The following is a 13,756-nucleotide window of genomic DNA, read 5'->3' as shown; positions in this document are numbered from 1 at the left end:
CGATCACTGACCACCGACCACCGATTACTTACTCAAATACATCTTCCTCCTGGAATACAACTCATAAAACTGATCATCCTTCAAATCATCAATAAACAAAATGCTTTCGCCTGTTGATTTCATTTCCTGGGCCAAGCGCTTTATTGACATTCTGGAATTTACTAAAAGAGAAAACCGGCTGCTTGATTGCAAATCCTTTTAACTGTGGATTGAAGGTAAAGTCTGTTACTTTATTGACGCCGAGCATCACTTTCGTCGCGTAATTTACATACGGTTCTCCATAAGCTTTCGCGATGAAAGGCACCGTTCTCGAAGCTCTTGGATTCGCTTCAATAATATAAACCGTATCGTCTTTTATTGCAAACTGGATGTTGATCAGACCAACAGTCTGTAAAGCCAGCGCGATTTTCTTCGTATGGTCTTTGATTTGCTGCATTACGAATGGCCCGAGATTGAACGGAGGCAAAGTCGCATTTGAATCACCTGAATGGATGCCGCAAGGTTCTATATGCTCCATAATGCCGATGATGTAAACGTTTTCACCGTCGCAAATCGCATCAGCTTCTGCTTCGATGGCACCATCTAAATAATGATCCAACAATAATTTATTGCCCGGAATATTCTTTAATAAATCAATAACATGCTCTTCGAGCTCCTGTTTGTTGATGACGATTTTCATGCCTTGCCCGCCCAAAACATACGATGGACGAACGAGTAACGGAAAGTCGAGAATATCCGCCAAAGCAGAAGCTTCGTCAGCGGTTTCTGCAATTCCGAATTGTGGGAATGGAATTTTTAAATCGGTTAAAAGCTCTGAAAATCTTCCGCGGTCTTCGGCTAAATCTAATGCATCGAAGCTTGTCCCGAGGATTTTGATTCCGTATTTGGATAATTTTTCTGCTAATTTTAAGGCCGTTTGCCCGCCCAATTGCACGATTACCCCCTCGGGTTTTTCGTGACGGATGATATCGTAAATATGTTCCCAGAAAACCGGTTCGAAATACAATTTGTCCGCCGTGTCAAAATCTGTAGAAACGGTTTCCGGGTTACAGTTGATCATGATGGTTTCGTAACCGCATTCTTTTGCCGCTAAAACACCGTGGACACAGGAATAATCAAATTCGATTCCTTGACCGATGCGGTTCGGACCTGAACCTAAAACGACGACTTTTTTTCTGTCGGTAACGATGCTTTCATTATCTACGAATTTTTTTCCGTCGGCAGTTTCGATTTCAGCTTCGAAAGTCGAGTAATAATAAGGTGTAAGCGCTTTGAATTCTGCCGCACATGTATCTACCAATTTATAAACGCGGTTGACTTTTTGCTCTTCGCGCAGTTTGTAAACCTGGCTTTCAAGGCATTTCATCATGTGCGCGATTTGCCTGTCGGCGAAACCTTTTTGTTTGGCTTCGAGCAATAATTCTTTTGGTAAAGTATCGATTTTGTAATTGGAAATTTCTTTTTCCAAAGCATATAACTCCTCGTATTGCCTCAAAAACCACATATCTATTTTCGTGATTTCGTGGATGCGGCTAAGCGGAATTCCCATTTGGATGGCGTCGTAAATCACGAATACACGGCCCAGCTCGCATGAGTCAGTTTTTCAATGATTTGCTCGTAATTTTTATAGCCTTTTCCGTCGGCACCCAAACCATTTCTTTTGATCTCGAGCGATTGGGTGGCTTTGTGAAGCGCTTCCTGGAATGAACGCCCTATCCCCATCACCTCGCCTACTGATTTCATCTGAAGTCCTAAAGTACGGTCGGCACCTTCAAATTTATCGAAATTCCAACGCGGGATTTTTACGATGACGTAATCTAAAGTCGGTTCGAACAACGCAGAAGTTGATTTGGTAATCTGGTTTTGTAATTCATCCAGATTATATCCTAAAGCCAGTTTCGATGCGATTTTTGCGATCGGATAACCTGTTGCTTTAGACGCCAAAGCAGAAGAACGCGACACACGCGGATTGATTTCAATGGCAACGATATCTTCTTTTCGTCGGGAGAAACAGCGAATTGCACGTTGCAACCTCCTGCGAAATTCCCGATGCTTCTCATCATCAAAATCGCCATGTCACGCAATTTCTGGAAAGTCGAATCGGATAATGTCATTGCCGGCGCGACTGTAATCGAATCTCCTGTATGAATGCCCATCGGATCCATGTTTTCGATGGAACAGATGATGACTACGTTGTCGTTTTTATCGCGTAAAAGTTCTAATTCGTATTCTTTCCAGCCAATCAAAGCTTTATCGATAAGGACTTCGTGGATTGGGGACATTTCGAGTCCGTAAGTGAGTTTTTCGTCGAATTCTTCTTTTGTATGAACGAAAGCCGCTCCGGTACCGCCCAAAGTAAATGACGGACGAATTACGAGTGGAAATCCGAATTCCTGTGCGATTTCTTTTCCTTTTAAGAAGGAAGTCGCTGTTTTTGCAGGTGCGGTCGGCACATTGATTTTTTCGAGCAATTGCTTGAACTGTTCGCGGTCTTCGGTGATGTTGATGGCGTTGATATCGACGCCAATTAATCTTACGCCGAAATCTTCCCAGATGCCTTTTTCATCAGCTTCCAGGCAAAGATTTAGTGCGGTTTGTCCGCCCATTGTTGGCAAAACGGCATCGATTTGCGGGTGTTCTTTTAAGATTTGGATGATTGACTTTGTCGTCAATGGCAGTAAATAAACGTGATCGGCCATTGAAGGATCGGTCATGATGGTTGCCGGATTCGAGTTGATCAGGATGACTTCGATGCCTTCTTCGCGGATGGAACGCGCCGATTGCGAACCTGCGTAGTCGAATTCGCAGGCCTGACCGATGACGATCTGAACCTGAACCTATAATTAAAACCGATTTGATGGAATTGTCTTTTGGCATTGTAAGTTGTTGTTGTGCAGTTAGTTCGTTGTATATTCTGGACTAGCCCCGATAGAAGTGGAAATCCTTTTTATTTTTTCTTTAAAAATAAAAAGATTGCAACGGATAGCGGGAAATAGCTTCTAAAAATTATCAATATTTATAAACAGGTTTAAAAAAAAGCCGCTACTAGTAAAAGTAACGGCTTGATATTGATTAGCAGTGCTAGTCATTATTTTTTGTGTCTTGGTTCAGAAGATACGGTCAATTTGTGTCTTCCTTTTGCTCTTCTGCGCGCAAGGACTTTTCTTCCATTAGCAGAAGCCATTCTGTCCATAAATCCGTGCTTATTTCTTCTTTTTCTTTTCGATGGTTGAAATGTTCTTTTGCTCATTGCTTCGTATCTTTAAACTTATTATATGTATCTTTCGGGTTTGTTTCGCTTATTCTGAAACCGAGTGCAAATATACAAAGTCTTTTTTTTCTGGCAAGTGGTTTTGTAAAAATATTTTTTATTTAAATCAGGTAGTTTCGATTAAGATAAAAACATATTTAATTTTCTCGCAAAGGCGCTAAGATGCAAAGAATTATAAATTATTAAATGGAAACTTTGCGGCTTTGCGAGAAAAAGCAAAAACTTATCAGACAACTGGCCCGGATAGTTATCTTCAATTGATTTTACTATCTTTGCGCACTTATAAAAACTACCGTTATGTACAATAAAAATATCAAGCTTGCCATTGCCGCACTGATTATCGGAACCGGTATCTGGCAGTTTACCGAAGGTGAAATCGGGAATGGGATTTTCCTGTTGCTGTTGTCGCTGATTTTCATCTTTTTATATTTTAAGAATGAATTTATCCTGCTGGCTTTCCTTAAATTAAGAAAACAGGATTTTCCGGGCGCACAGAAGTGGCTGGCTTACATCAAAAATCCAGAATCGGCGCTTGTAAAAAAACAACAAGGTTATTATGAATATTTGCACGGACTGATGCTTTCGCAGACGAATATCATCCAGGCGGAAAAGCATTTCAAGAAAGCGCTTACGCTGGGATTGTCGATGGATACTGACATTGCGATTGCGAAGCTGAACCTTGCCGGCGTTGCGATGTCGAGAAGAAGAAAGCTCGAGGCAACCAATCTTTTAAACGAAGCCAAGAAGCTCGACAAGCAGGGATTGCTGAAAGACCAGATCAAAATGATGAAAGACCAGCTGAAGAAAATATAAGTTACTGGTTTACAAAATCGTAAAATAAACATCAAGCCATCTTAACCGGATGGCTTTTTTTGTTATCGTAAGAATATTTTTAACAAAAAATGCAAATGTTAAAATTGCTTTTTATATATTTGATGTAGTTAAACGGATTTTATTAACCGATAAGCGATGAAAACAACTTTACTTTTGACTTTATTTCTTGCATTTTCACTTTCTGCTTTCGCGCAACAGGAAGAAAAACTGTTTCCGCAGGCAGTGAAGGAAAATCTCAGGAAATACAATTCCGAAAGCGAAAAGGCTTACCGTCAGGGCGATTTGGAGAAAGGACAGTTCCTTTTTGATACTTTGGTGAACAACCAACTTGTCGGAACAAAATTCCAGGATTACTCATTAAAGAAAATCAGCGGCGGAAGACTCAAGTTGAGTTCCATAAAAAAACCAGTCATGATCCGTACTTATGCTTCCTGGTGCGTTTTGAACAAAGGCGAGATTCCGGCTTTGAATAAATTGGCGAAAAAATACAGCAAAGACCTTAAAATCGTTGTTGTGTTCTGGGATAAAAGGCAGAATGCAAAAAACATAGCTTCTCAATTCAATGGCTACATCGAAGTTTGTTATGCGAATGAAAATAACACGCGTGACGAAGAAGTCGTTTCTACACTAAAATATTCAATCGGCTATCTTACTTCCTATTTCCTTGATGAAAACTTAAAAGTAATCGACATTAAAAAAGACCAGCCGCCGGCAGCGCCAAAGAAATCTCCGATTAAAGAAGCGATTAAAGTTAATTATGACGCTTACAATCAGGGCCTGACCGAATTGCTTTTGAAATCAGACATTAAAAAAGAAACACTCGCGACGCAATAATCAATACCCTTCCGTCGGAATTTCGATAATATATTTCTTCTTGCCGATATTCAATAACTTTTTGTCGCGCAGCCACGGGTTGTGGATTTTCAAAATCTTATAATTGATGCCTTGCGCTTTCGCGAAAGAAGCCAGATCATTGATGGTCGAGTCGATTTCGAGTTTGCGTGTTGGGATATTTTTGTACAATTCGTCAGGCGTTAGCACAAATCCGAATTTATCCGGTGCTTTCATGATTTCTTTTAAAGCCAGAATCCTGAAAACATAGCGTGACGTCTCATCATTGAGTAATAAATCGTAATAACTCGAAACGCCCTGCATGTCGATTTGCTTGTTGACGCCGCTTACACCGCCGTTGTAGGAAGCCGCAGCCAATGTCCATGAACCGAATCTTGCTTTGGCGTCGAGTAGATATTTACAGGCAGCTTCGGTTGATTTCTCCAAATGATATCTTTCATCGACAAAATCATTAACTTCCATGCCGCGTTCTTTTGCGGTTATTGGCATGAATTGCCAAACGCCGCGAGCTCCCGCAGGAGAAACTGCATTTACGAGTCCGCTTTCAATTACCGCCAGGTATTTAAAATTATCCGGAACGCCATTGCGCTGTAGAATTGGTTCAATGATTGGAAAAACGCGGTTGGCCTTTTAATGATCAATAAAGTTGTCGCGTCCAAATTCGCATTTACAAGCAATTCCCTTTCGAAGCGTTCCCTTACATCTGAAATATTTAACGGCGCACTTTCGCCTGCAAAATCAACCACTGTCGGGATATAATACTGTGAAGTGCCATGATTGATGAAATAGCTTTTACTTTCACCTGAAACGGCGTAAATGCCAAGGCTAGCCGCTAAAGCAATTGCAGTAATGATTCCGGCTTTTTTAATCGTATTCATAGATTTTTATATTTTATTGTGTAATAATTTTCGGTAGATTTTCATTCAGCCACCTGAATTTATTGAGGATCATAATATGCGTTCCTCCTTTAACAACGATACAATTGTCAGTATATTTTATCGGAAAAACCTCATCTGCATCGCCGTGAATGTGGATGACTTTTTCATCGGCTTCTGTACGTTCCCACATAATCACTTGTTCGATTGCCCAATCCAGGTAACGCCTGTCGCGAACGGCCAAAAACTTCTCGTAGAGCGCAATCCTTTGGTTGATTTTACTGCCGAATGAAAACTTCGCCAACTTTTCAATATTCAGTACCAAATCCATTGGCAGCAATTTGTATGCCTTTGTTGATTTGGCGAATTTCATGCGTTTGGGGAACTGTTGGTTGCTTCTCACACTTGAAATGATAATGACTTTTCCTGCATCGACAAATTTCGACATTTCCTGAACGAGGATTCCACCAAAAGAGACGCCAACCAAAATCGGGTTTTCATGATGGATTTTCTCCGTAATCCGTTTGGCATAATCTGGCAAAGTCTCATTATCCAAAGGGATTTCCCATTCTAACAGAATCATCTCAAACTGGTCTTCCGGCAATGCAATCCGCTCAAAAATCAACGGGCTCGCCGCCAATCCGGGCATAAAATAAACCGGTATCTTCTGGCTCATAATTGTTTTAACTATATCGTAACAGCAATGCAGGCATTTTATTACGAAATTTGTATAAAATTAATTTTTTTGAGGGAAGAAACAGCCTTTCAACCTTTAAATTATAAATAAATTATGAGGCAGCAACTTTACAAATCATCCGAGCGCGGTAAAGCAGATTTTGGCTGGCTCAAGGCAAATTTTTCTTTTTCGTTCGGGAATTATTTCAATCCCGATAAAGTACAATTCGGGATGTTGCGCGTTTTGAATGACGATACAATTGCAGCCGGAATGGGCTTTGGCACACATCCGCACGATAATATGGAAATCATCACTATTCCGCTCGAAGGCGGACTGAAACACCGCGACAGCATGGGCAATGAAGCCGTTGTAAGGTTTGGCGAAGTACAGGTGATGAGTGCCGGAACCGGAATTTTACATTCTGAAATGAATCCGAGTGGCACCGAACCTGCGAAAACACTTCAACTATGGGTTTTTCCTGAAAAGCAAAATGTCGCGCCGCGTTACGACCAGAAATCATTCGATTTAAAGAATAGCCTGAATTCATTTGTGAATGTTGTGTCGCCTTACGACAAGAACGACGGCAATGCGCTTTGGGTTTACCAACAGACGTTTTTCAATTTAGGTGTTTTCGAAGCTGGAAAAACCATCGAATACAAAATCAATATAGCCGGAAATGGCGTTTATATTTTCCTTATTGAAGGCGAAACTGCTGTTAGCGGAACTACTTTATTGCCAAGAGATGCCATCGGAATTACTGAAACCGAAACCATCGAATTAAAAATCCGGCAACAATCGAAAATATTATTGATCGAAATTCCGATGCAACAAAACTAACAAGAAGAAAAAATGGAAATCAAAGACAATGCTTTTTCAAGACAATTTGAAACTACAGTTGACGGAAAACTGATTACCGTAGAATATTCGTTCCAGGAAAAGAAGATTTTCCTGACGCGCATCAACACTCCTGAAGGCTTTTCTGACGAGGAATTTATCAACGAATTACTGCGCACGATTATGGCGAATGCTTATGAACGTAAATTGAAAGTCGTTCCGATTTTACCGAAAATCGCGGCTTTCTTTCGGAAAAATCCAACTTACAAGGATTTACTGCCGCCGGGCATTAAGATATAATTATTTTGTAAAAAGGCCGTTTTGAAAGAAGCGGCTTTTTGTTTTAAATGCCATTTTGCAATTGCTGGGTAGCATCCAATCTCAAACATTCCTATCTTTATCCAATGACTGACGAAACCAATTCTAAAATCATCGCCTTTTTCCAAGAAATTGATAAATATTACGGCAGTAAAACCGAAATTACCGAAGGTTTGTATTCGCGTACAGAAGATTTCGATGCAACGATGACGACTTGGAATTTATCGGAATTCACCTTAATCCGTTCCGCTTACCGCAAAAAAGGCGACCGTTTTATGATCGAAGGCGAAAAGATGTACTATGAAATTTCAGCCAAAATCATCATCGATTTTAAGCAGCCAGGAAGAAATACTTATGAATTTGTCGAGCAATACGGATTTAATGTTTTCCGGATTACGAAGATTAAATTCCATTATAAATATTAGATGAAAGAGCAAAGACCGCTGCGCTGCAAGAAGAAAGACTCAAACATTATCTGTTGATATTCATATCTTTCAGCGAAGCAGTATTGATTCGTTCAGCGAAGCGGTCTTTCTTCTAAACCAAAATATCAGTAAATTCAAGTCGAACAGAGCCGTCGTCGTCAATTTTCGTCAATGTAATATCGTGCAAAGTATTCACGAGTTCAGGATTCCAGGGCGTTTTTACTTTCACATAATTCTCAGTAAATCCGTGAATGTAACCTTCTTTATTTTCGCCTTCGAACAAGACAGTGCGGTTTGTGCCCAATTGACTTTCATAAAAAGCGCGGCGTTTCTTCACCGACAAACCGCGTAACATCTTACTGCGCTTTGCACGAACATTCGCCGGAACTACGCCATCCATCGCTGCAGCTTCTGTATTATCGCGTTCGGAATAAGTAAAAACGTGCAAATAAGAAATATCCAATTCGTTCAGGAAATTATAAGTTTCCAGAAATAATTCATCTGTCTCGCCAGGAAACCCAACGATCACATCAACGCCAATGCAAGCATGCGGCATCACTTCGCGGATTTTCGCCACGCGCTCCGAATACAATTCACGCATATAACGGCGCTTCATTTTCTTCAGGATCTCATTGCTGCCCGATTGCAGCGGAATGTGGAAATGCGGAACAAAAGTGCGGCTTTTTGAAACAAAATCAATCGTCTCGTTTTTGAGTAAATTAGGTTCGATTGAAGAAATCCGAAGCCTTTCGATGCCTTCAACTTTGTCCAGTTCCTGAACCAATTCTAAGAATGTATGTTCGTGTTTTTTATTGCCTAATTCGCCTTTTCCGTAATCGCCGATATTGACACCGGTCAGTACAATTTCCTTGATATTTTGCTGCGAAATTTCCTTTGCATTTTGAAGCACATTTTCCAAAGCATCGCTTCGTGAAATCCCACGTGCTAGCGGAATCGTACAATAAGTACATTTATAATCACAACCATCCTGTACTTTCAGAAACGCACGCGTGCGGTCGCCAATCGAGTAACTTCCGACATAAAAATCAGCTTCGACAATCTCGCAAGAATGCACTTCGCCCATGTCATTTTTCGACAAATCGTTGATATAATCTGTGATTTTAAATTTTTCTGTAGCACCCAAAACCAGGTCAACGCCGTCAACAGCCGCGAGTTCTTCGGGTTTCAATTGCGCATAACAACCCACCGCAGCAACAAACGCCTTATCGTTGAGTTTCATCGCCTTTTTAACAATTTGCTTGAACTGCTTGTCTGCATTTTCAGTCACCGAACACGTGTTAATGACATACATATCAGCCACTTCCTCAAATTCCACGCGCTCAAAACCCTCGTCCTGAAAACTGCGCGCAATCGTAGAAGTTTCCGAAAAATTCAGTTTGCAACCGAGTGTGTAAAATGCAACTTTTTTCTTTTCCATATATTATTTTGGGCGTTCCCCTGCGGGTCGGGCTCTCGGCTCAATCTTTTTATCGGAACTTTCCGGTCTCACCGGAACTTATATTTCAGATAAAAAGGATACCGCCTCCATCCCTAACGCTCAGTGCTAAAATTGAGGGTGCAAATTTACAAAGAAAATTGGAATAAGATAATTAGATAATTTGAAAATGAGAAAATTAGCGAATGAACGGATTGGGGATTGTGATTAAAGATTTGAATGTGCTGACTATAACCTAAAAATTTCAGTAAAATGTTTTTTACTTCCTAATAGTTTCCGGTTCAATGCATTCGCTAATTCGCTAATTTTCAAATTATTTAATTATTCCTCGCGCCGCCATTTTCTCGTTTCCTCAAATACGTGCTCAAGAATTCTGGCCTCTTTTTCATCAAAATCAATATGACGCCTTGACATCACGATCCTCGCGGTTTCAAAAGCTTTTTTGGTCATGTAAGTCGTAAACCCTGAAGCGCCGCCCCATGAAAAACTCGGCACAAAATTTCTCGGGAATCCACTGCCGAAAATATTCGCGCTTACACCGACAACCGTTCCGGTATTGAACATCGTGTTGATGCCGCATTTACTGTGGTCGCCCATCATCAGGCCGCAGAATTGCAATCCGGTCTTGGCGAAATTACCTTTTTCATAACTCCACAATTTCACTTCCTCATAATTATTTTTGAGGTTGGAATTGTTACTGTCGGCACCGATGTTGCACCATTCGCCAAGCACAGAATTCCCTAAAAATCCGTCATGCCCTTTATTCGAATAACCAAAAAGCACCGAATTGCTGACTTCGCCACCAATCCTGCAATGCCGAACCAACAGTCGTCGCGCCGTAGATTTTTGCAGATAATTTCACCAAACCTTCTTCGCCTAATGAAAACGGTCCGCGAATCACAGAACCTTCCATAATTTCCGCATTTTTGCCAATGTAAATCGGCCGGTAGACGCATTTAAAGTCACAAATTCAAGCTTTGCTCCTTCCTCCAAAAATACATTTTCAGGGGCGATGACATTCACGCTTTTCGGAATCGGCTGCGAAATCCTGTCTTCGGTAATCAATTCGAAATCTTCGCGCAAAGCGGCGTCATTCTTGGCAAAAATATCCCAGGTGTTGGCAATGAAAAGACAATCTTCGTTGTATTCGATGATTTCATATTGATCAAAATCGACTTCTTCCTGACTGTCATTCGTGTAAAATGCGATGACTTCTTCGCCTTTAAAAATGCCTGGTTGGCTTCGAGGCTTTTGACCATTTCAGATAAAACGTCATTCGGCAAAAAAGAAGCGTTGATCATAACGTTTTCTTCCATTTCAACCATCGGGAATTTTTCAGAAAGATATTCTTCCGTTAAAGTCGTCGTCGTTGAGCCAAGGTATTTTTCCCATTTCTCGCGAATGGTAAGGATTCCGATGCGGATATCGGCCACCGGGCGCGTGAAAGTGAAAGGTAATAAAGCATTTCTTACGGTGCCGTCGAAAAGTATATAGTTCATTTGGTAAGGTTCAAAGTTACAAAGTACCAAAGTTACAAAGTTTTATTTCGTTTTCGGAGCTAGTTCAATTACATAATTAACAAATAAAAACTTCGTGCCTTAGCGGCAAAGTGTTATGCATAAAAAAAGCCTCTCATCACTGAAAGGCTTCTAATAATTTGAACACTTGAACTATTATTTAACGTGTTTAGCGTATTTGGTTTTGAATTTATCGATACGTCCTGCAGTATCGATCAATTTAGATTTACCTGTGTAAAAAGGGTGAGAAGTTCTTGAAATCTCCATTTTCACAACTGGATATTCAACGCCTTCGTGAACGATTGTTTCTCTTGTATCAGCAGTAGATTTAGTGATGAACACTTCGTCATTCGACATGTCTTTGAATGCTACTAATCTGTAATTTTCCGGGTGGATACCTTTTTTCATTGTAAATTTATTTTTCTTGTTGATTATAATCCGCTTTGAAGCTTTTCAATACGAAAAGGTATAAACGACTTATAACTTTTTGTTTTTACTTTATTATTTGAGCCTGCAAATTTACATCTTTTTTTCAATAATCAAATCTTTAGCGGCTTTTTTTTCATCGATTTACCGATTGATATTTTGCCTTTGTTAAAACGGGAATTGTTATATTTGTAGATTAATTCAAACAAACCTGAAATTTTATGGAACAAACAGCAAAATCTTCAAAATCCTATCTTCAGTTCGGCGTAATTCTGGGCATTCTTCTTATCCTGTGTTTTGTGGTGATGTATGTGTTGAATATAAATGTGGCAGAAAATCGCATAGCCGGAACAATTTCATCCGGCCTTAGCAATCTCGTTTTACCTATTATTTTTATCGTTTTAGCTTGTAATGCTTACAAAAAGAAAACAACGGCTTTTTATCTTACGGAAAATCCCTGAAAGTTGGCGTTGGGACAGTCTTTTTTGCGGCTTTGATTTTTGCTGTATTTAATGTTGTTTTCAATTTTATATTTCCTGAATATGCGGAACAAATGCTGCAACAAAGTAAGGAAATCATGATCAAACAAAATCCAAACATGACTGCGGAACAATTAGAAATGGGATTGTCGATAACACGCAAATTTTCTTCGCCTTTATTTTCAATTCCTTTAATATTGATTACTTTTTCTTTTTCGGATTGATTTATTCACTGATCATCGGCGCTTTCGTAAAAAAAGACCAACCACAAAGTTTCTAGGATGAATTTATCCATCGTAATACCACTTCTCAACGAAGAAGAATCTTTAACGGAGTTGCACCAATGGATCGTCTCCGTAATGCAAGCCAACCATTATGCCTACGAAATCATTTTTATTGACGACGGTAGCACCGACCGTTCCTGGAATATCATCGAACAGCTTTCATTGGAAAACCAACACATAAAAGGCATTCGTTTCCTGAAAAATTTCGGAAAATCGCAGGCACTTCATGCAGGTTTTGCCAAAGCAGAAGGCGATGTCATCATCACGATGGATGCCGATTTACAAGACAATCCTGACGAAATTCCAGAATTGTACAAAATGATTACCGAAGACAATTTCGATCTGGTTTCAGGCTGGAAGAAGAAACGATATGATTCTGTCGTTTCGAAAAATCTGCCTTCGAAATTATTCAATTGGGCGGCAAGAAGGACTTCGGGCGTTCAGCTCAACGATTTCAACTGCGGACTCAAAGCCTACAAAAATATCGTCGTAAAAAACATTGAAGTTTCGGGCGAAATGCACCGCTATATTCCGGTTCTCGCTAAAAATGCCGGGTTTTCAAAAATCGGTGAAAAAGTCGTAAAACACCAGGCACGAAAATACGGCGAAACCAAATTCGGCATGGAACGTTTCATCAACGGATTTCTCGATTTGATTACGATTTGGTTTTTGTCACGATTTGGAAAAAGGCCGATGCACCTTTTTGGCGCGTTGGGTTCTGTGATGTTCGTGATTGGATTTATTTCGACAGGCGTCATTATTACTGTGAAACTGATTAAACTTTATTCCGGTTTACAGACGATTCTCGTGACGCAAAATCCTTTGTTTTATATCGCTTTAACTACGATGATCATTGGAACACAGTTGTTTTTGGCTGGTTTTCTAGGGGAAATTATCCTTCGGACTAAGAATAATGAGGAGCGTTATAAGATTTCGAAAGAAATTAATCTAGACAATTCCTGAATATAATCCAACCTAAATATTTTTACACGCCATGACAACACCAGAAATTATCAAAGACAAAATTTATGAAATCAGAGGCCAAAAAGTAATGCTTGACTTTGATTTAGCAGTATTGTATCAAACTGAAACGAGAATTTTAAAACAGGCAGTCCGAAGAAATATTAATAGATTTCCTTCTGATTTCATGTTTGCCTTGACTGCTGAAGAAATAGACGCTATGGTATCACAATTTGTGATACCTTCAAAACAAGCTTTAGGCGGCGCCTTTCCGTTTGCTTTCACAGAACAAGGTGTAGCAATGCTTTCGAGTGTTTTGAACAGCGAAACTGCGATAGCGATTAACATATCAATTATTAGGGCATTTGTATTGATAAGACAATTTTCGCTTACATATGAAGATTTAAAATTACGTATAGAAAATATCGAGCAACAGTTTCCTGATATTTATAAAGCATTGAACTTTCTTGTTGATAAAGAAAATAATTCTCACAATAAAACCGAAAGACAAAAAATCGGTTACAAAAAATAATAGTATATTTATGTAAC

General features: G+C 39.8%; 13 protein-coding genes and 3 pseudogenes. 9 read left to right on the top strand and 7 right to left on the bottom strand.

Features of this window, described 5'->3' with window-relative positions:
* Positions 1-24: 24 nt before the first annotated feature.
* Positions 25-2,877: pseudogene (carB, locus tag ACSLFW_RS08850) on the bottom strand (carbamoyl-phosphate synthase large subunit).
* A gap of 211 nt (positions 2,878-3,088) precedes the next feature.
* Positions 3,089-3,250 (bottom strand): 50S ribosomal protein L34, encoded by a 162-nt coding sequence (gene rpmH / locus ACSLFW_RS08845; protein WP_008464848.1) that lies wholly within the window; start codon positions 3,248-3,250, stop codon positions 3,089-3,091.
* Between the two features lie 318 nt (positions 3,251-3,568).
* Between rpmH and ACSLFW_RS08840 the strand changes: the two genes are divergently transcribed.
* Together ACSLFW_RS08840 and ACSLFW_RS08835 are read left to right on the top strand one after the other, a co-directional pair.
* Positions 3,569-4,084, top strand: coding sequence for a DUF2892 domain-containing protein (locus ACSLFW_RS08840; protein WP_436555448.1), 516 nt, complete (start codon positions 3,569-3,571; stop codon positions 4,082-4,084).
* Positions 4,085-4,240: 156 nt separating this feature from the next.
* Entirely contained in the window at positions 4,241-4,939 is a 699-nt protein-coding gene (locus tag ACSLFW_RS08835; protein WP_436555447.1) for a TlpA family protein disulfide reductase, read from the top strand.
* On the opposite strand, the pseudogene ACSLFW_RS08830 reads toward ACSLFW_RS08835, so the two are convergent.
* Positions 4,940-5,835: pseudogene (locus tag ACSLFW_RS08830) on the bottom strand (lytic transglycosylase domain-containing protein).
* A 13-nt stretch (positions 5,836-5,848) separates the two neighbouring features.
* The gene (locus ACSLFW_RS08825; RefSeq protein WP_436555446.1) at positions 5,849-6,508 is read right to left on the bottom strand and encodes an alpha/beta hydrolase; all 660 of its coding nucleotides are present in this window, start codon (positions 6,506-6,508) and stop codon (positions 5,849-5,851) included.
* Between the two features lie 114 nt (positions 6,509-6,622).
* Here ACSLFW_RS08825 and ACSLFW_RS08820 point away from each other — a divergent pair, with 114 nt between their 5' ends.
* From ACSLFW_RS08820 to ACSLFW_RS08810, 3 genes are all read left to right on the top strand, one after another.
* A complete protein-coding gene (locus ACSLFW_RS08820) occupies positions 6,623-7,345 on the top strand; it encodes a pirin family protein (protein WP_436555445.1) in 723 nt (240 codons plus the stop codon).
* A gap of 12 nt (positions 7,346-7,357) precedes the next feature.
* A complete protein-coding gene (locus ACSLFW_RS08815; protein WP_436555444.1) occupies positions 7,358-7,642 on the top strand; it encodes a GNAT family N-acetyltransferase in 285 nt (94 codons plus the stop codon).
* A 104-nt stretch (positions 7,643-7,746) separates the two neighbouring features.
* Positions 7,747-8,085, top strand: a complete 339-nt coding sequence (locus tag ACSLFW_RS08810; RefSeq protein ID WP_436555443.1) for a hypothetical protein — start codon at positions 7,747-7,749, stop codon at positions 8,083-8,085.
* Positions 8,086-8,197: 112 nt separating this feature from the next.
* Here the strand turns inward: ACSLFW_RS08810 and mtaB are convergent, their stop codons facing one another.
* From mtaB to ACSLFW_RS08795, 3 genes and pseudogenes are all read right to left on the bottom strand, one after another.
* On the bottom strand, positions 8,198-9,523 hold the full coding sequence (gene mtaB / locus ACSLFW_RS08805; RefSeq protein WP_436555442.1) for a tRNA (N(6)-L-threonylcarbamoyladenosine(37)-C(2))-methylthiotransferase MtaB: 1,326 nt from the start codon (positions 9,521-9,523) through the stop codon (positions 8,198-8,200).
* Positions 9,524-9,862: 339 nt separating this feature from the next.
* Positions 9,863-11,040: pseudogene (locus ACSLFW_RS08800) on the bottom strand (GlmU family protein).
* A gap of 174 nt (positions 11,041-11,214) precedes the next feature.
* Complete coding sequence (locus tag ACSLFW_RS08795) at positions 11,215-11,466, bottom strand: type B 50S ribosomal protein L31 (protein ID WP_436555441.1); 252 nt, start codon at positions 11,464-11,466, stop codon at positions 11,215-11,217.
* A gap of 239 nt (positions 11,467-11,705) precedes the next feature.
* On the opposite strand from ACSLFW_RS08795, the gene ACSLFW_RS08790 reads away from it, so the two are divergent.
* The 4 genes from ACSLFW_RS08790 to ACSLFW_RS08775 are packed head-to-tail and all read left to right on the top strand — an operon-like array spanning position 11,706 to position 13,739.
* Positions 11,706-11,945 carry a hypothetical protein gene (locus ACSLFW_RS08790; RefSeq protein WP_436555440.1) on the top strand — a complete coding sequence of 80 codons (240 nt, stop codon included), beginning with the start codon at positions 11,706-11,708 and terminating at the stop codon, positions 11,943-11,945.
* Positions 11,942-12,187 carry a DUF4199 domain-containing protein gene (locus ACSLFW_RS08785; RefSeq protein ID WP_436557411.1) on the top strand — a complete coding sequence of 82 codons (246 nt, stop codon included), beginning with the start codon at positions 11,942-11,944 and terminating at the stop codon, positions 12,185-12,187. Before ACSLFW_RS08790 ends, ACSLFW_RS08785 begins: the two co-directional genes overlap by 4 nt.
* 57 nt (positions 12,188-12,244) lie before the next feature.
* The gene (locus ACSLFW_RS08780) at positions 12,245-13,210 is read left to right on the top strand and encodes a glycosyltransferase family 2 protein (protein ID WP_436555439.1); all 966 of its coding nucleotides are present in this window, start codon (positions 12,245-12,247) and stop codon (positions 13,208-13,210) included.
* A gap of 31 nt (positions 13,211-13,241) precedes the next feature.
* Entirely contained in the window at positions 13,242-13,739 is a 498-nt protein-coding gene (locus ACSLFW_RS08775; RefSeq protein ID WP_436555438.1) for an ORF6N domain-containing protein, read from the top strand.
* The last annotated feature ends 17 nt before the right edge of the window (positions 13,740-13,756 follow it).

Origin of the sequence: Flavobacterium sp. 3HN19-14 (assembly GCF_051373205.1) — a bacterium.
Lineage (GTDB): Bacteria > Bacteroidota > Bacteroidia > Flavobacteriales > Flavobacteriaceae > Flavobacterium.
This window is presented reverse-complemented; position numbering and strand designations above follow the sequence as displayed.

Excerpts from the sequence above, each read along its gene's own strand:
- ACSLFW_RS08835 (WP_436555447.1), top strand. The coding sequence starts at position 4,241 with ATGAAAACAACTTTACTTTTGACTTTATTTCTTGCATTTTCACTTTCT.
- ACSLFW_RS08815 (WP_436555444.1), top strand. The coding sequence starts at position 7,358 with ATGGAAATCAAAGACAATGCTTTTTCAAGACAATTTGAAACTACAGTT.
- ACSLFW_RS08820 (WP_436555445.1), top strand. The coding sequence starts at position 6,623 with ATGAGGCAGCAACTTTACAAATCATCCGAGCGCGGTAAAGCAGATTTT.
- ACSLFW_RS08795 (WP_436555441.1), bottom strand. The coding sequence starts at position 11,466 with ATGAAAAAAGGTATCCACCCGGAAAATTACAGATTAGTAGCATTCAAA.
- ACSLFW_RS08825 (WP_436555446.1), bottom strand. The coding sequence starts at position 6,508 with ATGAGCCAGAAGATACCGGTTTATTTTATGCCCGGATTGGCGGCGAGC.
- ACSLFW_RS08775 (WP_436555438.1), top strand. The coding sequence starts at position 13,242 with ATGACAACACCAGAAATTATCAAAGACAAAATTTATGAAATCAGAGGC.
- ACSLFW_RS08840 (WP_436555448.1), top strand. The coding sequence starts at position 3,569 with ATGTACAATAAAAATATCAAGCTTGCCATTGCCGCACTGATTATCGGA.
- ACSLFW_RS08810 (WP_436555443.1), top strand. The coding sequence starts at position 7,747 with ATGACTGACGAAACCAATTCTAAAATCATCGCCTTTTTCCAAGAAATT.
- ACSLFW_RS08790 (WP_436555440.1), top strand. The coding sequence starts at position 11,706 with ATGGAACAAACAGCAAAATCTTCAAAATCCTATCTTCAGTTCGGCGTA.
- mtaB (WP_436555442.1), bottom strand. The coding sequence starts at position 9,523 with ATGGAAAAGAAAAAAGTTGCATTTTACACACTCGGTTGCAAACTGAAT.
- ACSLFW_RS08780 (WP_436555439.1), top strand. The coding sequence starts at position 12,245 with ATGAATTTATCCATCGTAATACCACTTCTCAACGAAGAAGAATCTTTA.
- rpmH (WP_008464848.1), bottom strand. The coding sequence starts at position 3,250 with ATGAGCAAAAGAACATTTCAACCATCGAAAAGAAAAAGAAGAAATAAG.